The sequence below is a fragment of the Spirabiliibacterium falconis genome, from assembly GCF_014885015.1.
In the GTDB taxonomy this organism is placed as follows: domain Bacteria; phylum Pseudomonadota; class Gammaproteobacteria; order Enterobacterales; family Pasteurellaceae; genus Spirabiliibacterium; species Spirabiliibacterium falconis.
The window spans coordinates 169791-189589 of record NZ_JABMIJ010000004.1 but is presented as its reverse complement, the minus strand read 5'-3'; the positions used below and the strand labels follow the sequence as shown (position 1 = coordinate 189589).

The window sequence follows — 19799 nt, the reverse complement described above, 5'->3', positions numbered from 1 at the left end:
CCATGACTGATAACCATATAAAAAAGGAGCTATTATGCAACTGAAAAAAAGCATCTTGTTGGCATCTGCTTTAGCCTTGACCGCACTTTCCGTGCAAGCGAAGGAATTGAAAGTGCTTACCACCTTTACCATTATCCAAGATATTGCACAAAATGTGGCAGGGGATAAAGCGAAAGTGGAATCCATTACCAAGCCTGGGGCGGAAATCCATGACTATCAACCTACGCCAAAAGATATTGTAAAAGCACAATCTGCTGATTTGGTGTTGTATAATGGCATGAATCTTGAGCGTTGGTTTGAGCGTTTCTTGTCAAACGTGAAAAATGTGCCCTCTGTGGTGGTGACAGAAGGAATTGAGCCACTGTCAATTTATGAGGGGCCTTATACAGGCAAACCGAATCCACATGCGTGGATGTCAACGCAAAATGCGTTGATTTATATTGATAATATCGAAAAAGCGTTGAGCAAATATGACCCAGAGAATGCCCAAACGTATCGCCAAAATGCGCAAGCCTACGCTGAAAAAGTGAAAGCAATGGATGCTCCATTGCGTGAACAATTGGCAAAAGTGCCAGAAAATAAACGCTATTTAGTCACTAGTGAGGGCGCATTTAGTTATTTAGCCAAGGATTATGGCTTTAATGAGCTTTATCTGTGGCCAATTAACGCAGACGAAGAAGGCACACCACAACAAGTACGCCACTTAATTGAACAGGTGCGTACGCATCATATTCCCGTTGTCTTTAGTGAAAGTACGGTATCGGATAAGCCTGCCAAACAGGTGGCGAAAGAAAGTGGTGCGAAGTATGGCGGTGTGCTCTATGTTGATTCGCTTTCCGCCAAAGACGGCCCAGTACCGACATATTTAGATTTGTTGAACACAACGGTTTCGACCATAGTAAAAGGATTTGAAAATTAAATGAGGCAAATCACGCCCAGTATCGTTGTTGATCATTTAGCTGTTCGCTACAACAACGGGCATACCGCACTTTATGATGTTTCATTCACATTAGGCGCAGGCACCACCTGCGCTTTAGTGGGTGTGAATGGCAGCGGAAAATCTACGCTATTTAAAAGTATTATGGGGCTGGTGAAGCCATTGACAGGCTCCGTCAGCTTATGCCAAATGCCGGTAAAAACCGCACTTAAACAGAATTTAGTTGCATATGTGCCACAAACCGAGGAGGTGGATTGGCAATTTCCTGTTTCTGTTTATGATGTTGTGATGATGGGACGTTATGGCTATATGAATGTGCTGCGTCGACCATCTGCCCAAGATAAAGAAAAAGTATCGCAAGCAATGGCGCGTGTGGGCATTAGCCATCTAACAGATCGCCAAATTGGTGAGCTGTCAGGTGGGCAGAAAAAGCGTGTCTTTTTGGCGCGCGCATTGGCGCAGGAAAGTCGCATCATTTTGTTGGATGAACCGTTTACAGGGGTGGATGTAAAAACCGAAAATGCCATCATTGATTTACTTGGTGAACTGCGTGCAGAAGGGCATTTGATATTGGTGTCCACCCATAATTTGGGCAGCGTACCGCACTTTTGTGATCAGGTGGTGATGATTAATCGCACATTAATCGCCAAGGGCGATACGCCAAGCACCTTTACGCAACGCAACTTGGAGCGTGCTTTTGGTGGCGTATTGCGTCATTTAACACTGGCAGGATCGGACTTGCATGATGATGAAGATAAACGCGCTTTAACAGTGCTTACTGACGACGAGCACGCACTGGTTTTTTATGGTGAAGATGGCAAAGAATTGCCGCCTAAATCCCCTAAAGTGCGGTCAGTGCAGGGCGATAAATGATGTTTGATCTTCTACTAGAACCCTTTCACTATGACTATATGACCAAAGCGATTGTGGTGAGTAGCTTGGTAGGGGGCGTGTGTGCATTTTTATCGTGCTATTTGATGCTAAAAGGCTGGTCGCTGATTGGTGATGCACTTTCTCATGCGGTAGTGCCAGGTGTGGCGATTGCTTATGCGCTTTCCTTGCCGTATGCACTTGGTGCCTTTATTTCAGGACTGTTAGCTGCATTGGCGATTTTGTGGGTGAAAGCGATTACCAAATTGCGTGAAGATGCGATTATCGGCTTTATTTTTTCAACTTTTTTTGCCCTAGGGCTTTTTATTGTGTCGCTGAATCCGACATCGGTTAATGTGCAATCTATTGTGTTGGGTAACATTCTAGGCATTGATGATAATGATATTCTTCAAGTGGGTATCATCATTGCGGTGAGTTTGGCGTTTTTAATCCTATTTTGGAAAGATTTGTTATTGGTCTTTTTTGATGAAAGCCATGCCGTTTCGGTTGGTATTTCACCACTGCGTTTGAAAGTGTTATTTTTTACCTTACTCAGTGCTTGCGTTGTCGCTGCGTTGCAAACGGTAGGGGCAATTTTAGTGATTGCCATGGTAATCACTCCTGGTGCGACCGCCTATCTACTAACCGATCGCTTTCCTCGTTTGATTGCCATTGCGGTATCGCTGGGGGTTGGCACAAGTGCGGTTGGGGCATATATCAGTTATTTCTTCAATGGCGCAACAGGTGGTTTGATCGTGTTTTTGCAAACGTGTTTATTTTTGCTGGCATTTTTATTTTCGCCGAAATATGGCTTGTTGACACAACGCAATCTAAAAGGAAAAACCAATGCTTGATGCGATGTTTAATTGGTTTTATGAACCGCTATCATATCCGTTTATGCAACAAGCATTGCTGACCGCACTTTTAGTGGCATTTGTGTGCGCGGTATTATCATGTTATTTGGTGCTCAAAGGTTGGTCATTGATGGGGGATGCGATTTCTCATGCGGTGTTGCCAGGCATTGTGTTGGCATTCGTCTTGGGGCTGCCATTAGCGTTAGGGGCGTTTTTTTCAGGCATTTTGTGTGCCGTTTTGACAGGCTATTTAAAACATAATTCAAGATTAAAAGAAGATACGGTGATGGGCATCGTTTTTTCAGGGATGTTTGCCTTAGGATTGATTTTATTTGTCAAAGTTGAAACGGATCAGCACTTACTGCATATTTTATTTGGTAATTTGCTTGGCGTACCTAAAGATGACTTTATCTTGATTTTGTTGATTTCCGTGATAACTAGTGTGATTATGTTAGCCAAACGCAAAGATTTTTTGCTGTATTGCTTTGATCCGATTCAGGCAAAAATTGTTGGGTTATCCGTGAAATTCCTGCATTACACACTATTAACGTTGCTTGCGCTGACTATCATTGCTGCGATGCAAGTTGTGGGGGTGATTTTAGTGGTTGCGTTATTGATAGCACCAGGCATTACCGCTTTTTGCTTAACAACGCGTTTTGATATGATGTTGCGCATTGCCATCCTCGTTTCTGTGCTTTCGACATTCATTGGTACATTATTGAGCTATCATCTTGATGCTGCCACAGGCCCCACTATTGTATTGGTACAGTCATTGCTCTTCATAACCGCACTTTGCATGCGAGCTATACGACGAGGATATGCTCAACAGCGTCGAAGTGCACAATAGATCGATATTACGTAATTTTAAACGTTTGAAAAGGAAATTCGCCCGTAAAGGGGTGTTCTTGTAGAGTATCTATGCGGGCTGAACGAGGTCCACCAGCCTTTAGCCACTGTGAGAGTGTGTCAAGTTGGGTTTGCGTGCCACGCGCAATAATTAAGACACTGCCATCACTGAGGTTACGCACAGTGCCAAGTAGACCCAATTGCATTGCTTTTTGCCAAGTAAAATACCGAAATCCAACACCTTGTACTCGCCCAAAAACGGTAAATTGTGTGGTTAACGTCATATTTTCTCCTGATTTTTGTTAATTGCTATTTTATTTTATAATGATTTAGCATAGGATAGTCAAAGGTTTGTTGACTTGATGGCAGTGCTTTAAAGCCATTTGATTTGTTAATTATTGAGGAAAAATTATGAAATTAACCCGATTAGCGTTAGCTGTGGTTGCTGTGGCAACAGGTGTAAGTGCGGTTGCAGCAGATATTAGTACATCATCTAATGTGACACTATTGGCGTTTGATGGTCAGAAAATCAGCAAAGGACTTTTTCAAAAAGACAAAAGTATTAAGGCATCTGATAATGCCGTACACCAAGTGGTTGTGAAAGTGGAAGAAATTGTACGTGTTGGTTCTGATCGCCGTTTTTATGAATCGTCTCCTATTGTGGTTAAATTCAACACAGGTACTGAAAATGTGGTGATCAAGGCTGAAAATTTAGGTACTGATGATGCCGCTGCGCGTTTTGATCGCAATCCTAAAGTGAGTGTGGTCACTCAATCAGGGCAAGTCTTAGCCAGCTCTCAAGAACTGCTTGATCAAGAAGGGCTGTTCCCAAATCGAAATTTACAAGAAAATTTAAGCAATTATAATAGCAGCAACAAAACAGCATCGGTGTCTAGCTTTGCGGTGGCGAATATGCCTGTGATGGCAGGTATGTCTGGCGTGGGCAAAGCACAGAAAGGAAAAGTGACGGTGCAAGGTGAAAATGTTGCCGAACAACAATTGCAATATTGGTTCCAGCAAGCAGATAAAGAAACACAAAAACGTTTTTTAAATTGGGCTAAAAAACAATAAGTTCAGGCTCACAATAACGTAATACAAAAAAGTGAGCGTTTGTGCTCGCTTTTTTTATGGAGAAGCATATGAATCAGATTCACAGAACAGTTGGGGTAAGAAAAAATATTGCCCTAGTAGCACATGACCATTGCAAGGCATTGTTGGTTCGTTGGTGTTTAACACATCGAGAACAGTTGCGACCGCACTTTTTATGGGGAACGGGAACGACTGGGCGATTGATCAATGAAAAAACAGGGCTTGAGGTTACTGCATTATTAAGTGGACCGATGGGCGGTGATCAACAGCTTGGTGCAAAAATTGCGGAAGGTGAAATTGATTTGCTTATTTTCTTTTGGGACCCGTTGAATGCGGTGCCGCATGATCCTGATGTCAAAGCATTATTGCGTATTTCAACGGTGTGGAATATTCCTGTTGCCACCAACGAAGCCACTGCGGATTTCTTAATTTCTTCACCGCACTTTAGTCAAGCGATTGACATTGCGATTCCTGATTATGCGGGCTATATTGCTGAACGTACAAAATCATAGGATAGCGTGATGAGTTTACTTTTAAATATTTTTAATTTTGTTTTTTTCGGCTTCAGTACTGTCATCGGTTGGTTGTTGGCAACAGTGTTGAGTGTCTGTTTAGTCATAACGCTCCCTTATACACGCAGCTGTTGGGAAATCACTAAAATGGCGTTAGTGCCATTTGGTCATCAAATTGTGCATGTGAAGTATTTAGAACCGACCAGTGCTGTGGGTAATGGCATTGGCGGTGTATTGAATATTGTGTGGTTTATTTTATTTGGCTGGTGGTTGTGTTTAATGCATATTTTTACTGGCATCGCGCAATGTTTGACGATTATTGGTATTCCAAGTGGTATCGCACACTTTAAACTCGCTAGTATCGCGCTATTTCCTGTCGGAATGCGAGTGGTGGATAGCGATGTGGCAGAGAATATCAAGCTTCAATACGCTCGTGATCAATTTGATAGTCGCAAATAAAAAAGGTTTAGGTTCGCTGTGAAAAGATTAGGCTGGTTGAATAACAAAGTGATTTCAGTTATTCCAGTATTTATCGCCTTAAATATCGCCTCTATTTTTATCTATTGGTTAGATATTTCAACAGGTGCCATGCCGTTTGTGTTGGGGATTATTGCCGCAGCTTTGGTGGATCTGGATCATAACTTAACAGGAAAACTACAAAATATCATCATCACGCTCATTGCATTCACGCTTTGCACGTTTGGCGCACAATATGCGTTAAGTGATCCGTTGTTATATTCTTTAATGATCACCGTATTTACCTTTATGCTGGTTATGATGGGGGCATTTGGGCAGCGGTATAGCACAATTGCATTTGGCACACTGGCCGTGGCACTTTATACCGCACTGACATATTTGCCTGAAACGCCATGGTATCTAAATCCATTTATGATCATCACTGGCACGTTACTATACAGTTTGTCCAGCATTGTGGTTTACCTCTTTTTCCCGCGTTATAAGGTGGACGAAAGCCTTGCCAATGCGTTCTTGGCGTTAGCGGACTATCTTGATGGTAAAGCGAATTGTTTTGATCCAGATAATCCTGATGAGATAGAGGCGTTACAACTTGAATTAGCACGGTTAAATGGTGCCGTGATCGTGGCATTTAGTGTCTGTCAACAGTCTTTATTTGTGCGATTAGGGCGACAGCACCCTCAAAGTAAAATGGCAAAATTAATCCGCTATTATTATGCCGCACAAGATATTTTAGAACGGGCGAGTTCATCGCATTTCGACTATGCCAAATTAGTCAATGAATTGCAAAATAATGCGTTACTGTTTCGCATTCAGCGAATGATTGAATTGCAAGCAGATGCTTGTCGTAATATTGCCAACGCAATTTTACATCAACAACCATACACGCCTAAAGTGCGGTTAGCACGTGCGGCAGCGGGATTGAAGCACTCTTTTACATTGTTTGAGCAGCAACACCCACATAATGCACAATTAAATAATCTCTCCACGGTTATGGATAATCTTAATTCCATTCAGTGGCAGATTTTGTTTTTAGGCAAAAATGACGGACAAATTCAAGACAGTTATAGCCATATTATCAGCATCGATCGCATTCGTGGCTTGCGTGCAATGTGGCTAGCGTTAAAAAATAATCTCACGTTTGAATCACAATTGTTCCGTCATGCCGTGCGTTTATCTATCGTTGTGTTGGCGTGTAGTTTAATTGTGGTTAATATTGATCTTGAACGAGGTTATTGGATTTTACTTACCGCAGTGTTTGTATGCCAGCCAAATTATTCGGCAACTAAGAAACGGTTGCGTGAACGCATTATCGGTACGCTTGCAGGCGTATTAATTGGCTCGCTGATTCCCTTTTTTACCGCGACATTAGCGGCAAAATTGGGATTGTTGGCTGCAAGCAGCACGTTATTTTTCTTCTTTAAGAATAATAATTATAGCTTCTCAACCTGTTTTATCACCATTCAAGTACTGATTAGCTTTGACATCAGCGGCTTTGATATTTATGCCGCAATGTGGCCAAGAATGATTGACACCATCGTGGGGGCGTTTATTGCAGGCATAGCAGTATCCTATCTATGGCCCGATTGGAAATATATGAAAATCGGGCGACTTATTGGTTTGAGCATTAAAAATAATGCTCGCTATTTACTCTATGTGATGACTCAACTGTTATTTGGTGAGCAAAATCATGTCAATTATCGTAGCGTTCGCCTAGCAGCAAACAAAAGTGCGGCGGAGCTGAGCACCTTGATTGCGGATATGAACAGTGAGCCACAAAAATACCATGTGTATTTGCAAAATGGCTTTCAGCTACTGAAAGAAAATTATGGCTTATTGGGGTATATATCGTCCCTCGGAGCATTGCGTTATACGATGAGTCAGCGTGGCGATGACAAATATTTCTTACTCGATCTGTATCCAGCATCTCGTCAAATTATTGATTTATTGGAGCAAATTCAGAGTCTGAATGATGAACAATTACAGGCAAAAGTGAGTGAGATTCAACGGCGTTTATCTCATACCTTAGAGAGTGATACGCAGGAAAAATCTGTCTTACAAGATAAAGTTATTAGCCAGCAGTTACTGATGATTACCCATCTCATTATGCCATTAAAGCAGAGCATTGTACGGCAAGCCAAATTGGAAAGTGCGGTTTAAACCGCACTTTCACTTTCTTCATCTAATTCGTCAGCCATTGCACTGAGACTATCGCGGCATAATTGTGCTAATGCCTGATAGTATCCCTGATCGTGTGCTTCTACTTTGCCTAAAAAGGGCTTGAGTATTGGTAATAAAAATTGGGAAAACAACTGTCGTTGTGCCTCAAGGCTGTCAACGTTATCTTCCAGCCACGATGCACTTAGCAATAGATGCGCAATATGGTCAGGTTCTGCAATATCAGGCAGACCACGCTCACGGCGAAATTGAATAAAATCGTCTAACGTGTCGCTATAATCACTGATTTTGCACGAAACAGAGCCATTTTCAGCAAATAGCTGCTGGTAGGCAGATTGCATTGCCGTTTTATCAATATGGGTTAACCGTTTAAGGGCTTGCTCGCTTTGTGCATCAAGACTTAGTGCCCAAAGTGCGGTGAGTTGCCCTGTATTGAGCCAGTCTAGCACACCCGCTAGCACAGGATCTTGCGGTGCACGATAAAATAAATTGCCAAATAAACGGGTTAGCATGGAAAAATCATTCATTCAGATAATGCCCTCAAGTTGGTCAGTGAGATATTTTTTGATAGTATCACAACATCATATAAACGAGTAAGGATAGCATATGAAATACATTGGTGCACATGTCAGTGCCGCAGGCGGTGTAGAAAATGCCGTTAGCAATGCAAAATTGATTGGTGCAAATGCCTTTGCATTATTTACGAAAAATCAGCGTCAGTGGGTTGCAAAGCCATTGAGTGAGCAGAGTATTCGGGCATTCAAAGTGCGGTTGGAAGAGGCTGGCATTAGTGCGCGCCATGTGCTGCCACATGATAGTTATTTGATTAATTTGGGGCATCCAGATCCTGATGCGCTGGCGAAATCTCGCAACGCCTTTTTAGATGAACTGCAACGTTGTCAGCAACTAGGATTGCATTTATTGAACTTTCATCCTGGTAGCCACTTGCGCCAGATTAGCGAACAAGAATGCCTTGCCAAGGTTGCTCAGTCTATTAATTGGGCACACCAACGGGTGGAGAGTGTCATCGCTGTGATTGAAAACACCGCAGGACAAGGCTCGAACGTGGGCTGTCGCTTCGAGCATTTAGCTGAGATTATCGAGCAAGTTGATGATAAAACACGGGTGGGCGTTTGTCTTGATACCTGTCATTTATTTGCCAGTGGCTATGATATTTCAACCCCTGAGGGCTGTGAGCAGGTATTTTCGGCGTTTGATCGTCTGGTTGGCTTTACCTATTTAAAAGGCATGCACCTCAATGGGAGCAAAACCGAACTAGGTAGCCGTGTTGATCGCCACCATTGTTTACAACAAGGATTACTCGGCACAGCAGTATTTGACTATATTATGAATCAACCGCACTTTGATGATATGCCATTGATTTTAGAAACGATTGAGCCTGAAAATTGGGCAGCAGAAATTGCATGGTTACGCAGTTTAGAAACGAAAAATGCGGTTTGTGGCTGACAACGGAAGGCTAATGGTTATACAATGCCAACGTTATAACCTTAACATCAGAAGAGAACAACTATGTGGCAAAATTGGTTGATGATTGTGTTAGCCAGCGTGATTTTGAAACGACATGACGCCCAAGCGAGACGGGTGGTGTATTGATGGCTATTTTATTGGGAGTACATCACATTGCGATTATTACCTCAGATTATGCAAAATCGAAGCAGTTTTATACCGACATTTTGGGTGCGAAGATTATTGCAGAAACTTACCGTGCTGAGCGAAAAAGTTACAAACTTGATCTCGCTTTGCCAGATGGCGTGCAAATTGAGCTCTTTTCATTTCCTAATCCGCCTGCACGCCCCAACCAGCCTGAAGCCTGCGGCTTGCGCCATCTTGCGTTCAAGGTGGAAAATATCCAAAGTGCGGTTACTGAACTGGCACGTTTAGGCGTGATATGCGAACCTATCCGCATTGATCCACTTACCCAAAAGGCCTACACCTTTTTCAAAGACCCCGACAACCTCCCATTAGAGCTTTACCAAATATAAAAAAGCACAAGAAGTGCTTGTGCTGTGCTGTGCTGTGCTGTGCTGTGCTGTAAAATTAACCGACTTTAATGTCAATATGTCAAGTGTTTTTTTATCAAAAAAAGAAAAACTTATCATTTTTCATTAATTAGGTTAATTAAAATGGAAAGCAAACTCGCGAAATTTATTGATATTTGGTCAATTAATACTCAAATTATGGTGATGCTATGAATAAAATAACTGCTAGCAATGTTTTTTTTATCCGTTTAGGGGAAGGGAGTCAGTTCGCCCAAGAATGTATTGAGGGCGGTTATCTTAAATTCAAGTATATAAGCCATCAACACCAGATGTGTTTAAATGGTGATTGGGATAAAGTTAAAGATTATTGGGTTAAAGAGCGGAATCAAAATGAGAGGGTGGCTTCTCAAGATTTAAACCAAATAAAAACATTTTACACGGCTGACGAAAACGCTATTTGGATCACGTTTCACAATCAAACTCTGTATTGGTGCCGTGCGAAAAAAGAGGTTATTGAAGTTGATGATGGTTATCGGATTCGGCAAGCCGTAGATGGCTGGCATAACTGTGCCATAGATAATGGCAGAATATTTAAGATCAGCGAAATTGACGGCAGAATTACTAAAACAGCAGGTTATCGAGGCACAATTTGTGAATTTTCTGAAGAAAATAAGAAGCGTATTCTTATGCTAATTAACGGCGAAGAGCCAGAAGCGGTAAAAAAAGCGAAAGAGAGTTATGCTCTCTTGATGAAATCCGTTGAGGAATTAGTGTATTCTGTTGACCCTAAAACATTTGAAATGTTGGCAGATATGATTTTCTCTCGTCTTGGCATGCAGCGTTATTCCGCATTGGGTGCAAAAATTGAATTTATTGATTTTGAGATTCGAATGCCTATAACCAATCAAAATACAGCCGTTCAGGTGAAATCGCAAACATCACAAGAACAATTCGAGGCATATCTGCAAAAATTTGATCAAGAAAGGCATAACTACGAAGCATTTTATTATGTCTATCATACCAGTGATAAACCTTTGACAGTACCACAAGGATACAGTGAATGTGTACGATTAATCAATGGACGTGATATTGCTCAATTTACCATCACTACAGGCTTGCTTGAGTGGCTAATGGCCGTTTGTGGTGGGAGTAAAAGTGCGGTTTGACCGCACTTTTTCATTTACGATTCGCCTTTTTTAAATTTCGCGATGCGTTGTAGGTGTTGGGAGATTTTGGCGAATTTATGGGTTTCATTTTCGTCCCAAACAATTTGATAGTAAGGCGAGAGTGCCTCAAAAGTGCGGTTAGAATCAAGTACGCCGTCATTAGTGGAGAGGAAAACAATGCAGTTGTTGCGGTTTTTCTCACGGAATTGGCTTACGCATTTGGTTTTGATGTCTTCGTACTCTTCGGGGCGGTCAATTTTCCCTTGCATATTCTCTTGTGGGAAGAGGTTTGGATTGAACAGGGCTTGTTTGATATTGCACAAAAAGCCAATGCGTTCAGACCAATAACCGCCTAAGCCCACGCCACAAATTAAAGGCGATTTATCTTGGCTTTCGCTGACCAATTTATGCACTTCATTGAGTAAAAATTGCATATCATGGCGCGGGTGGAGCGTGCTGTAATTGATAAAGCGCACATCGGGATCAATGAATTTTAATTGCATAATTTTTTCATGATTGCCAGGGCTGCTAGAGTCAAATCCGTGAAGATAAATAATCATAATGCTTTCCTTTTTGTGTTAACCTTACTTAATTTTGACCTGTGCTGCAATGTGCAAAGATCAAAAGTGTGTGCTTAATCGCTTTTTTGTGCCATGCGTTTTTCCAGTGCGATGATCATTTGCAATGCAATGTCAATTTTGCTGACACGTTCAATGGTTTCAAGCCCTGGGCTGGCGTTGACTTCTAGCACAAGCGGGCCATTCGCCGAACGGATGAGATCGACGCCCGCAACATCAAGCCCCAGCACTTGCGTGGCTTGCAATGCGATTGTTTTTTCTTGTTCGCTGAGTTCAATTTGACAGGCTTGCCCGCCACGATGTGCGTTGGCACGAAATTCCCCATTTTGCCCATTTCGCTGCATACTGGCGATAATGCGATTATCCACCACGAAACAGCGTATATCCGCACTTTGCGCTTCACTAATAAAATCTTGTAATAACGTCGGGATATTAGCACTGTTGAGCGTTTCTAAAATACTGACCGCACTTTGCTTTTTTTCTGCCAGCATCACGCCGATGCCTTGCGCGCCAGAGAGCGTTTTTAAAATGGTGGGACTTTGAATATAGTCCAACGCATATTTGGCTTCACATTCTAGCCCAGCCAATACACTATTTGGTACGGGAATGTGGTGTTGATGCAACATAAGCAGGCTATGCCATTTATCGCGGGCATTGATAACAGCTTGCGCGGTGTTAAGGCAAGGCGTGCCTTGGGCGTGGAAATGATTGAGTACCGCACAACCCATTTTCGTGCTTGCAGCCCCAAAGCGGGGGATTATGCCGTCGTATTCGGCTAATGGTGTTGCAGGCTCGTTGTATTTCGGTTGATAGAAAAAGGCAAGTTGATTGTTGCAGATCTTGAGTACAAATCGATTAGGGTCAAGAATATCGAGCTGATGCCCACTATTTTTCGCCGCCTCTAATAACCGTTGACAGCTATACAAGCGGGGTTCACGGCACAACATTAATAAGTTCATCTTTTTTGTTCTATCGGTTTAATTTGATTGATATGTTACACCAATTACGGCAATGGGAAAAAACTTTTCGATTTTAAGGCAATTTCAGTTAAAATAAAGCTGTTTTAATGTACTTTATTGAAGGAGCAAATATGTTTGTCGTTATTTTTGGTCGTCCAGGCTGCCCATATTGCGTGCGTGCAAAAGAATTAGCGGAAAAATTGGAAAAAAATCAAGATGACTTTAGCTATCGCTATGTGGATATTATCGCAGAAGGTATTAGCAAAGCAGATTTGTCCAAATCAGTTGGCAAACCTGTGGAAACCGTACCACAAATTTTTGTTGATGAAACCCCAATTGGCGGTTGCACGGATTTTGAAGCCTTTGTAAAAGAAAAATTCGGAGTTGTGGCATAGGCGATGGATAAAACGCACTGTTATGACAGTGCGTTTGGCGTTTTAAGGAGAATTATGGAAACCTTACCAAACTGCCCACAATGTCAGGGTGAATATGTTTACAGCGATGGCGTACATCTCGTTTGCCCGAGTTGTGGTTTTGAGTGGCATCCTGATGAACGTATAACGGACGATGACAGCCTTGTCGTCAAAGATGCAAATGGCAATTTACTCAGCGATGGTGATAGCGTCATTTTAATCAAAGATTTGAAAGTCAAAGGATCATCACTAGTGCTGAAAAAAGGCAGCAAAGCGAAAAATATCCGTTTAGTTGATGGTGATCACAATGTGGATTGCAAAATCGACGGTGTGAGCATGATGCTCAAGTCAGAATTTTTGAAAAAAGCGAATTAATCTCTCATCTTCATACTAACCGCACTTTTAAAGTGCGGTTACAAATATGCCGCCATTATGATCGCATTTTCTCGTTTACCTTCTTGCGTTGGATAGTAATTGGGGCGAATGCTAACCTGATGAAACCCTAATTTGTCATACAGTTTTTGTGCTTTATGGTTAGATTGGCGCACTTCAAGCCAAAGTGTGGTAACGCCTTTTGCGCGTAATGTATCCATTAAGGCAGATAACAATGCTTGCCCGAAGCCTTGCCCTTGGACGTTTGGATCGATGGCGAGATTAAATAGGGTTGCTTCATCCAGCACGACTTGGCAAATAGCAAAGCCGACAATACGATTTTGCATACAGATTTTGAGATTACAGTAACGTTCCCCGCAATTGTTTAGCAGAGTACCTTTTGACCATGGCACGTGATGAGCAGCGCATTCAATGGCATAAAGTGCGGTAAAATCATGTTCGTTGACGGGGCTAATGTGCATGATTATCTTCCCTTAGCAACGGGCTTTCTTGCAGTTGTTGCCAGAGTTGTCGCTTGGCGTGTTTATCGGTTTTTAATGTCGTCCAATCAGGTAACTCAAGTTGGCTTTGGACATACGAAGCATTGAATGCGTGTAGCTTAGCTTGCGTACCAACAAACCAAAGCGAAATGGGATGCTGGCAGGCAAGGCGGGATAATTGCTCTGGCGTTGCTACATGGCAGTGTTGTGCTTGGATAGTGAGTGTACGCAAAATGTCGGCGAAAAACGGGTGGGGCAGTTGTGCGTTATCTTGCACAATCAGCAATTTGATGTCGTGCGACAATTGCAATTGGCTTGCGCCTTGAAACACTTGAGGGCGACGGATGTGCCATGTGCTAATGCCCATCTGGGCTAATAAAAATTGCTGGCGCGACATAAAAGCCCCTTGAAAGTGAGTTATTTACGAGAAAAAACGGTATAATGACACAATTTTAGCGAATAAAGAATAGGATTTGTAGTGTTAAGTGTTGAAAGTCAAGTCATTGCACGTCATCGAGAGGTGCTTGCAGGAAAATCATTGCATTTTGCCGGTTTTTTGCGTGATGATTTCCCCACACAACAGGCGAGTGTTCAGAACGTGTCTGTGAGCAATTTTTATTTTGATTATATTCAGCAAAACCGCACTTTACCTCAGTTATATTTTGGTTTAGACAGCCAATGGCAGGCGGATATGCTGATATATTATTGGGGGAAAAATAAGCAAGAAGTGCGGTTTGAACTCTTGCAATTATTAAGCGGTGCGAGCGTGGGGCAAACGGTCTTGATTGTTGGCGAAAACCGTGCGGGTGTGCGTTCAGTAGAAACGTTACTTGCCCCCTTTGGACGTGTTCAAAAAATAGATTCTGCCCGCCGTTGTGGGCTTTATCATTTCACACTTGAGCGAGTGCCTACCTTTTCACAAGAAGACTTTTGGCGCACTTATCAACATCCAAATTTGAATACGTTACGCATTTTCAGCCTTCCAGGTGTGTTTAGCAGTGCAGAATTGGATACTGGCACCGCACTTTTACTGTCGACATTGCAAAGTGCGGTGACAGGGCGGGTGCTTGATGTGGGGTGTGGTGCGGGCGTGATTGGTGCCTATTTGAAGCAGCATAATCCTGCGATTGATTTGGTGCAAAGTGATATTCATGCAATGGCAATCGCATCATGCACACGCACATTGGCAGAAAATCATTTGCAAGGGCAAGTGGTGGCCAGTGATGTATTTTCTCATATTGACGGAAAATTTAACGTAATTATCTCCAATCCGCCATTTCATGATGGGCTCACTACGGCATTTTCTGCCACTGAACGCTTAATTCATGAAAGTAAAAATCATCTGTTTAAAGGGGGCGAGTTGCGAATTGTTGCTAATGCTTTCTTGCCTTATCCTGACGTGCTAGACCGCACTTTTGGCAGCTTTAAGGTGATTGCACAGAGTAATAAATTTAAAGTCTATTCGGCGTTTGTTTAAGCTAGCTGTAATTAGCCGAGAAAGTTGCTATAATTGCCAAAACGTGTTGCAGGAAACCATTATGATCGAAACTATGCCGAATAAACCCGTTATTATTGCCATTGCTGGTGCTTCAGCGTCGGGCAAAAGCCTTATTGCTTCTACTATCCATAAAGAATTATGCGAAGAAGTGGGGGGGGATGACCAAATTGGCATCATCAGTGAGGATTCTTATTATAAAGACCAAAGCCATTTGACGTTTGAGCAGCGGATTCAAACCAACTATGATCATCCTAGTTCAATGGATCACGATTTACTGGTGCAACATTTGCAGCAGCTCAAGGCAGGTCAGGCGATTGAAGTGCCTGAGTACGATTACGTCGAACACACACGGACCAACCGCACTTACACATTTAAGCCGAAGCGTATCATTATTTTAGAAGGGATTTTGCTACTGACGGATGAGCGTATTCGCAATGAAATTAGCACTTCTATTTTTGTGGATGCGCCGTTGGATATTTGTTTTATTCGCCGTTTACAGCGTGATATGCAAGAGCGTGGGCGGTCGATGGAATCGGTGGTATCACAATATCGCAAGACTGTTCGCCCAATGTTTTTGCAGTTTATCCAGCCGTCTAAACAATTTGCCGATGTGATTGTGCCGCGTGGTGGAAAAAATCGCATTGCAATCAATATGTTAAAAGCGCAGATTTTACAAATTTTGAAATAAGCATCAGGAGCGGCTATGAGATTATGTGATCGTGATATTGAAAAGTACTTAGATGATGGCATTATTCGTTTAGATCCGCGACCAGATAATGACAAAATTAATGGCGCGACAGTAGATGTGCGCTTGGGGCATTCGTTTCGTGTATTTCGAGAGTATAGTGCCCCCTACATTGACTTGAGCGGGGAAAAAGAAGAAGTTTCACGCCAGCTTGATAGTGTAATGAGCGATGAAATTATCTTGCAAGATGATGAAGCATTTTTTTTGCATCCTGGGGTATTGGCACTGGCAACTACCTATGAATCAGTAACATTGCCTGCGAATATTATTGGTTGGCTTGATGGGCGTTCATCATTAGCGCGGCTCGGTTTGATGGTGCATGTAACCGCTCACCGTATTGACCCAGGCTGGGAAGGTAAAATTGTGCTGGAGTTTTACAACTCTGGTAAGTTGCCATTGGCATTGCGCCCGAAAATGGTGATTGGTGCCTTGAGCTTTGAAATTTTAAGTGGTGAAGCCGCACGCCCATATAATCACCGCCCAAATGCTAAATATAAAAATCAGCAAAGTGCGGTCGCCAGCCGTATTAGTGAGGATAAAGTGTGAGCAAAGCGAAACGCTATGGCTTACTTGCATTGCTGGCATTAGCGGGTGCTGGCTATGTTGGATTTACGCAGTTGCAACAAGCGAAAGTGCGGTTGGCGCAAAGTTTAAGTGCCATTTCGCAGTTGCAGTATGCTGACCTACATCTTGCCTATTTTCCTACCCCACAAGTTCGCCTAGAGAACGTACGCTATCAGCTAGATGCACATCAGCTACGAGCAGGGCAGATTGCAATAAGCCTTGATTGGTGGCATTTGCTTACGTTGCGAGCCAATATTCGTGAGATTCTTGTGACGAACGGACAGTGGTGGCAACAAGGCGATGTGCAAGCGGAGCAGATTCGTATGCAGATCAGTGAGATTGATCCCCGCCACTATGCTTTTGGTAAAGTACAGCTACAAGGTTATTACGGCGAAAACCCCATTGCAATGAGTGGCTGGTTGCAGCGTTTTAATAATGGGGTGAAAATTCATCAAGGCGTATTCCGTTTAAGCCGTGCGAGTTATCGAGAAACATTGAAATCGTTTGCACTGGAAGCCAATGAATTGAGCGTGGCGTATAAACCGTCTGCGCTACAGATTTTGCTAAAACAAGGCGCACTGAATCAAATGCTGATAGATAAAGCAGTAGTGAATGTGCCTGCCAATCAAGACAATGGTTCATTGCTAGAAATGGCATTGTATCAACAGGGTGGAAAATTGTTGTTAACCGAGCGTCTTCAAAAAGAGCGGATTATGACCAACATTGATGGCAAGAATTTAGCCCTTGCGCCTTGGTTCACATTTTTTGATCGCCCCGTGGTCGTACAGGGGCGTGCTGATATTAGTGGTGTGATTGTGCGCGAAAATCATTTACCATTACAAGGCAATCTACAACTAAATGTGCATAATGCTACTGCGAATAGCTTAAATTTATTGGATATTCTCGGTCAATATGTACCCGTGAAGTACTACAACGCCGACAAACTCAATGAAAAACAGCTGCCCCTTGAGCAGCTGGATGTTAGCCTAGATTGGCGTGGCGATGAGCTTTATTTCCGCAAAATGCAAGGGCAGAACGCAATTTTCGGGCTCAATGGCGCAGGAAAAGTGAATTTAGACACCCATCAATGTTTGTTTGAGCTCAAACTCAACGCGCGCCGTGCGGAGTTTGAAAACCTCGTCCTGCCATTGTCTCTTTTCGGCCCATGTAGTGCCCTGCAATACAAAGTGCGGTTAGACAAAGCCCTCGGCCAAGAGCTAAAAAACAAAGCCAAAGCATGGTTAGAAAAAAAGGCAAATTAAAAACCGCACGTTAAAGTGCGGTTTTTGTTTTGTCGGCATAGCTACATCGCGCCAATCCAGTTTGGCAGTGCCAGTGAAATGGCGGGGATATATGTAATTGCAATTAAGAATGTCAGCATCAAGAGTAGCCAAGGTGTTGCCGCCTTGATAACTTGTGGTAATGTTAAACCAGTGATGGCTGATGAGACAAACAAATTCAAGCCGACAGGTGGCGTGATCATGCCGATTTCCATATTAACCACCATTATCACCCCAAGATGAATAGGATCGATGCCTAATTGCGTGGCAATAGGGAATAAAATAGGTACTAAAATCAAAATAATGGCTGATGGCTCCATAAATGCCCCTGCCATTAATAAGATAATATTGACCACAATTAAGAATTGCCACGCTTGCAAGTCCATGTCAATGACTAACGATGTGAGTTGTTGTGGAATTTGCTCGGTTGTTAGTACATGTGCAAAGAGCATTGCATTAGCGATGATAAACATGAGCATAATGCTTAATTTACCTGCTTCAAGGAGAACTTTAGGACATTCGCGTAATTTGATGTCTTTATAAATAAATACGGCAACGAAGAAAGAGTAAACCGCAGCGACGGCAGCAGCTTCAGTTGGTGTGAACGCACCACTGTAAATACCACCTAAAATAATGACCATCAAAATTAAGCCCCACAAGGCTTTACGAGCAGCTCTAAACCATTCTTTGACGCTGGCACGTGGTAAGGCGGGAAGTTTTTTTATGCGAGCAACAAGGTAGATCCCGATCATTAATGCGCCACCAAGTAGCAGTCCTGGCACGACACCAGCCATAAAAAGACGCCCAACGGAGGATTCGGTTGCTGCGGCGTAAACGACCATTACAACCGATGGTGGGATTAAAATGCCAAGCGTTCCAGCATTACATACAATGCCTGTGCCAAATTCTTTTGGGTAGCCAGAACGCACCATGCCCGCAATTGCAATTGAGCCAACGGCAGCTACGGTTGCAGGACTTGAACCTGAAAGGGCAGCAAACAACATACAGGACAGAACGGAAGCAATAGCTAAACCACCACGGATATGACCTACTGTTGCGTTGGCAAAATCAATTAAGCGACGTGCAACACCACCTGTGGTCATAAATGCGCCAGCGAGCAAGAAAAATGGAATCGCAAGCAATGTGTAGTGCTCTGATGTTTCAAATAGTTTGATTGCAACGGAGCTTAGCGTATCTTGACTGAAGAAAATAATAGTCAGTGAGCCCGATAAGCCTAACGCCACAGCAATCGGTACGCCAATTAGCATTAAGATAAAAAGACATACGAATAAAAATAAAATCGTCATAACCGCCCCTTAATGATGTTCTTCTTGCAATTTCACAGCATCTTTAGCTTCATCTGCGAGCCCAAGATCGTTTTGTTTACCTTGCAAGATACGAACAAAAATTTCTAAAAAGCGTGCAAAAATCATACCGTAACCAATTGGAATAATAAGCCCAATATGCCATAGTTGAATGCCGAAATCGTGTAGATCGTCTGCGCCCACATTGGCAATTAAGAGAGCTTTTACCCATTCATAACTGGCGAAAGTAATCAGACCTGCGTATACTAAACAAGCCGCACAAGCGATAATGCTTAATCCACGTTGTACGGGGGTTGAGAATTTTTTCACAATGGCATCGACGCCAATGTGCCCAGCGGTACGAACACCATAAGATGCACCAAAGAAAATGAGCATAGCAAATAATAGTTTTGTTAATGCTACACTCCACGTCATCTCTTGTGCCACCGTGATACAGAAATCACCAATTGATAAAAAGAGCGTTTCTAGTGATGGGAATGCGTCGGCGAGATCGTAAAACGGTGTGTAGAGATTATTGAACATGACATAACTAAACGTCACCAGCGTCATTGCAGCCAGTGATGTTGCAATCATGAACTCTTCTAGTTTTCCCCAAAAGTAATTAAACCACTGCATAACTATGCCTTCTAAGGTATGACA

25 protein-coding genes are annotated in these 19799 nt (G+C 42.7%); 17 read left to right on the top strand and 8 right to left on the bottom strand.

Annotation, left to right across the window (positions count from 1 at the left end; translation table 11 throughout):
* Window positions 1-34 precede the first annotated feature (34 nt).
* Genes HPC40_RS01930 through HPC40_RS01915 form a run of 4 tightly spaced genes read left to right on the top strand, consistent with a single transcriptional unit; the run spans window position 35 to window position 3508 of the window.
* Window positions 35-919: a metal ABC transporter substrate-binding protein gene (locus HPC40_RS01930; RefSeq protein ID WP_208117797.1), complete on the top strand. Its 885-nt coding sequence runs from the start codon at window positions 35-37 to the stop codon at window positions 917-919.
* The gene (locus HPC40_RS01925; protein ID WP_208117796.1) at window positions 920-1810 is read left to right on the top strand and encodes an ATP-binding cassette domain-containing protein; all 891 of its coding nucleotides are present in this window, start codon (window positions 920-922) and stop codon (window positions 1808-1810) included. It abuts the gene before it with no gap.
* Entirely contained in the window at window positions 1810-2661 is an 852-nt protein-coding gene (locus HPC40_RS01920) for a metal ABC transporter permease (protein WP_208117888.1), read from the top strand. The genes HPC40_RS01925 and HPC40_RS01920 overlap by 1 nt, the downstream gene beginning before the upstream one ends.
* Window positions 2662-2665: 4 nt before the next feature.
* A complete protein-coding gene (locus tag HPC40_RS01915) occupies window positions 2666-3508 on the top strand; it encodes a metal ABC transporter permease (RefSeq protein ID WP_408021816.1) in 843 nt (280 codons plus the stop codon).
* Window positions 3509-3515: 7 nt separating this feature from the next.
* Here HPC40_RS01915 and HPC40_RS01910 read toward each other — a convergent pair whose 3' ends face one another.
* Window positions 3516-3791, bottom strand: a complete 276-nt coding sequence (locus HPC40_RS01910) for an acylphosphatase (protein WP_208117794.1) — start codon at window positions 3789-3791, stop codon at window positions 3516-3518.
* A 127-nt stretch (window positions 3792-3918) separates the two neighbouring features.
* On the opposite strand from HPC40_RS01910, the gene HPC40_RS01905 reads away from it, so the two are divergent.
* From HPC40_RS01905 to yccS, 4 genes are all read left to right on the top strand, one after another.
* Entirely contained in the window at window positions 3919-4578 is a 660-nt protein-coding gene (locus tag HPC40_RS01905; RefSeq protein WP_208117793.1) for a curli polymerization inhibitor CsgI-related protein, read from the top strand.
* Window positions 4579-4646: 68 nt separating this feature from the next.
* Window positions 4647-5108 carry a methylglyoxal synthase gene (locus tag HPC40_RS01900; protein ID WP_208117792.1) on the top strand — a complete coding sequence of 154 codons (462 nt, stop codon included), beginning with the start codon at window positions 4647-4649 and terminating at the stop codon, window positions 5106-5108.
* 9 nt (window positions 5109-5117) lie between these two features.
* Window positions 5118-5567 (top strand): YccF domain-containing protein, encoded by a 450-nt coding sequence (locus HPC40_RS01895; protein ID WP_208117791.1) that lies wholly within the window; start codon window positions 5118-5120, stop codon window positions 5565-5567.
* A gap of 18 nt (window positions 5568-5585) precedes the next feature.
* Window positions 5586-7742 carry a YccS family putative transporter gene (gene yccS / locus HPC40_RS01890; protein ID WP_208117790.1) on the top strand — a complete coding sequence of 719 codons (2157 nt, stop codon included), beginning with the start codon at window positions 5586-5588 and terminating at the stop codon, window positions 7740-7742.
* Here the strand turns inward: yccS and HPC40_RS01885 are convergent.
* The gene (locus tag HPC40_RS01885; RefSeq protein ID WP_208117789.1) at window positions 7739-8287 is read right to left on the bottom strand and encodes a TorD/DmsD family molecular chaperone; all 549 of its coding nucleotides are present in this window, start codon (window positions 8285-8287) and stop codon (window positions 7739-7741) included. The genes yccS and HPC40_RS01885 overlap by 4 nt on opposite strands.
* Window positions 8288-8366: 79 nt before the next feature.
* Here HPC40_RS01885 and nfo point away from each other — a divergent pair, with 79 nt between their 5' ends.
* The 3 genes from nfo to HPC40_RS01870 all read left to right on the top strand — a co-directional run bounded on the left by nfo (window position 8367) and on the right by HPC40_RS01870 (window position 10926).
* Window positions 8367-9227: a deoxyribonuclease IV gene (gene nfo / locus HPC40_RS01880; protein ID WP_208117788.1), complete on the top strand. Its 861-nt coding sequence runs from the start codon at window positions 8367-8369 to the stop codon at window positions 9225-9227.
* Between the two features lie 146 nt (window positions 9228-9373).
* Window positions 9374-9763: an SMU1112c/YaeR family gloxylase I-like metalloprotein gene (gloA2, locus tag HPC40_RS01875; RefSeq protein WP_408021814.1), complete on the top strand. Its 390-nt coding sequence runs from the start codon at window positions 9374-9376 to the stop codon at window positions 9761-9763.
* A gap of 206 nt (window positions 9764-9969) precedes the next feature.
* Complete coding sequence (locus HPC40_RS01870; RefSeq protein WP_208117786.1) at window positions 9970-10926, top strand: hypothetical protein; 957 nt, start codon at window positions 9970-9972, stop codon at window positions 10924-10926.
* A 14-nt stretch (window positions 10927-10940) separates the two neighbouring features.
* Here the strand turns inward: HPC40_RS01870 and ycfP are convergent, their stop codons facing one another.
* Both ycfP and HPC40_RS01860 read right to left on the bottom strand, forming a co-directional pair.
* On the bottom strand, window positions 10941-11486 hold the full coding sequence (gene ycfP, locus HPC40_RS01865) for an alpha/beta hydrolase YcfP (protein ID WP_208117785.1): 546 nt from the start codon (window positions 11484-11486) through the stop codon (window positions 10941-10943).
* Window positions 11487-11560: 74 nt separating this feature from the next.
* Window positions 11561-12463 carry an ATP-grasp domain-containing protein gene (locus HPC40_RS01860; RefSeq protein ID WP_208117784.1) on the bottom strand — a complete coding sequence of 301 codons (903 nt, stop codon included), beginning with the start codon at window positions 12461-12463 and terminating at the stop codon, window positions 11561-11563.
* Window positions 12464-12594: 131 nt separating this feature from the next.
* On the opposite strand from HPC40_RS01860, the gene HPC40_RS01855 reads away from it, so the two are divergent.
* Window positions 12595-12858: a GrxA family glutaredoxin gene (locus HPC40_RS01855; protein WP_208117783.1), complete on the top strand. Its 264-nt coding sequence runs from the start codon at window positions 12595-12597 to the stop codon at window positions 12856-12858.
* A gap of 54 nt (window positions 12859-12912) precedes the next feature.
* Window positions 12913-13251 (top strand): zinc ribbon domain-containing protein YjdM, encoded by a 339-nt coding sequence (locus HPC40_RS01850; RefSeq protein WP_208117782.1) that lies wholly within the window; start codon window positions 12913-12915, stop codon window positions 13249-13251.
* Window positions 13252-13289: 38 nt separating this feature from the next.
* Here HPC40_RS01850 and rimI read toward each other — a convergent pair whose 3' ends face one another.
* Both rimI and HPC40_RS01840 read right to left on the bottom strand, forming a co-directional pair.
* Complete coding sequence (gene rimI, locus HPC40_RS01845; protein WP_208117781.1) at window positions 13290-13730, bottom strand: ribosomal protein S18-alanine N-acetyltransferase; 441 nt, start codon at window positions 13728-13730, stop codon at window positions 13290-13292.
* Complete coding sequence (locus HPC40_RS01840) at window positions 13720-14145, bottom strand: DNA polymerase III subunit psi (RefSeq protein ID WP_208117780.1); 426 nt, start codon at window positions 14143-14145, stop codon at window positions 13720-13722. The genes rimI and HPC40_RS01840 overlap by 11 nt, the downstream gene beginning before the upstream one ends.
* Window positions 14146-14226: 81 nt before the next feature.
* Between HPC40_RS01840 and rsmC the strand changes: the two genes are divergently transcribed.
* The 4 genes from rsmC (at window position 14227) to HPC40_RS01820 (ending at window position 17817) form a co-directional block, all read left to right on the top strand.
* On the top strand, window positions 14227-15225 hold the full coding sequence (rsmC, locus tag HPC40_RS01835; RefSeq protein ID WP_208117779.1) for a 16S rRNA (guanine(1207)-N(2))-methyltransferase RsmC: 999 nt from the start codon (window positions 14227-14229) through the stop codon (window positions 15223-15225).
* A gap of 61 nt (window positions 15226-15286) precedes the next feature.
* Entirely contained in the window at window positions 15287-15934 is a 648-nt protein-coding gene (gene udk / locus HPC40_RS01830) for a uridine kinase (RefSeq protein WP_208117778.1), read from the top strand.
* A 15-nt stretch (window positions 15935-15949) separates the two neighbouring features.
* On the top strand, window positions 15950-16537 hold the full coding sequence (dcd, locus tag HPC40_RS01825) for a dCTP deaminase (protein WP_208117777.1): 588 nt from the start codon (window positions 15950-15952) through the stop codon (window positions 16535-16537).
* A complete protein-coding gene (locus tag HPC40_RS01820; protein ID WP_208117776.1) occupies window positions 16534-17817 on the top strand; it encodes a hypothetical protein in 1284 nt (427 codons plus the stop codon). The genes dcd and HPC40_RS01820 overlap by 4 nt, the downstream gene beginning before the upstream one ends.
* Before the next feature lie 41 nt (window positions 17818-17858).
* On the opposite strand, the gene dctM is transcribed toward HPC40_RS01820, so the two are convergent.
* Window positions 17859-19142, bottom strand: coding sequence for a C4-dicarboxylate TRAP transporter large permease protein DctM (gene dctM, locus HPC40_RS01815; RefSeq protein ID WP_208117775.1), 1284 nt, complete (start codon window positions 19140-19142; stop codon window positions 17859-17861).
* A 9-nt stretch (window positions 19143-19151) separates the two neighbouring features.
* Entirely contained in the window at window positions 19152-19775 is a 624-nt protein-coding gene (locus tag HPC40_RS01810; protein WP_208117774.1) for a TRAP transporter small permease, read from the bottom strand.
* Window positions 19776-19799 lie beyond the last annotated feature (24 nt).

Coding starts and splice junctions, on each gene's coding strand:
- HPC40_RS01910 (WP_208117794.1), bottom strand. CDS start 3,791: ATGACGTTAACCACACAATTTACCGTTTTTGGGCGAGTACAAGGTGTT.
- HPC40_RS01920 (WP_208117888.1), top strand. CDS start 1,810: ATGTTTGATCTTCTACTAGAACCCTTTCACTATGACTATATGACCAAA.
- HPC40_RS01855 (WP_208117783.1), top strand. CDS start 12,595: ATGTTTGTCGTTATTTTTGGTCGTCCAGGCTGCCCATATTGCGTGCGT.
- HPC40_RS01840 (WP_208117780.1), bottom strand. CDS start 14,145: ATGTCGCGCCAGCAATTTTTATTAGCCCAGATGGGCATTAGCACATGG.
- HPC40_RS01900 (WP_208117792.1), top strand. CDS start 4,647: ATGAATCAGATTCACAGAACAGTTGGGGTAAGAAAAAATATTGCCCTA.
- HPC40_RS01885 (WP_208117789.1), bottom strand. CDS start 8,287: ATGAATGATTTTTCCATGCTAACCCGTTTATTTGGCAATTTATTTTAT.
- HPC40_RS01925 (WP_208117796.1), top strand. CDS start 920: ATGAGGCAAATCACGCCCAGTATCGTTGTTGATCATTTAGCTGTTCGC.
- ycfP (WP_208117785.1), bottom strand. CDS start 11,486: ATGATTATTTATCTTCACGGATTTGACTCTAGCAGCCCTGGCAATCAT.
- gloA2 (WP_408021814.1), top strand. CDS start 9,374: ATGGCTATTTTATTGGGAGTACATCACATTGCGATTATTACCTCAGAT.
- HPC40_RS01850 (WP_208117782.1), top strand. CDS start 12,913: ATGGAAACCTTACCAAACTGCCCACAATGTCAGGGTGAATATGTTTAC.
- udk (WP_208117778.1), top strand. CDS start 15,287: ATGATCGAAACTATGCCGAATAAACCCGTTATTATTGCCATTGCTGGT.
- HPC40_RS01930 (WP_208117797.1), top strand. CDS start 35: ATGCAACTGAAAAAAAGCATCTTGTTGGCATCTGCTTTAGCCTTGACC.
- HPC40_RS01810 (WP_208117774.1), bottom strand. CDS start 19,775: ATGCAGTGGTTTAATTACTTTTGGGGAAAACTAGAAGAGTTCATGATT.
- nfo (WP_208117788.1), top strand. CDS start 8,367: ATGAAATACATTGGTGCACATGTCAGTGCCGCAGGCGGTGTAGAAAAT.
- HPC40_RS01915 (WP_408021816.1), top strand. CDS start 2,666: ATGTTTAATTGGTTTTATGAACCGCTATCATATCCGTTTATGCAACAA.
- dcd (WP_208117777.1), top strand. CDS start 15,950: ATGAGATTATGTGATCGTGATATTGAAAAGTACTTAGATGATGGCATT.
- HPC40_RS01870 (WP_208117786.1), top strand. CDS start 9,970: ATGAATAAAATAACTGCTAGCAATGTTTTTTTTATCCGTTTAGGGGAA.
- rimI (WP_208117781.1), bottom strand. CDS start 13,730: ATGCACATTAGCCCCGTCAACGAACATGATTTTACCGCACTTTATGCC.
- HPC40_RS01895 (WP_208117791.1), top strand. CDS start 5,118: ATGAGTTTACTTTTAAATATTTTTAATTTTGTTTTTTTCGGCTTCAGT.
- HPC40_RS01905 (WP_208117793.1), top strand. CDS start 3,919: ATGAAATTAACCCGATTAGCGTTAGCTGTGGTTGCTGTGGCAACAGGT.
- dctM (WP_208117775.1), bottom strand. CDS start 19,142: ATGACGATTTTATTTTTATTCGTATGTCTTTTTATCTTAATGCTAATT.
- HPC40_RS01860 (WP_208117784.1), bottom strand. CDS start 12,463: ATGAACTTATTAATGTTGTGCCGTGAACCCCGCTTGTATAGCTGTCAA.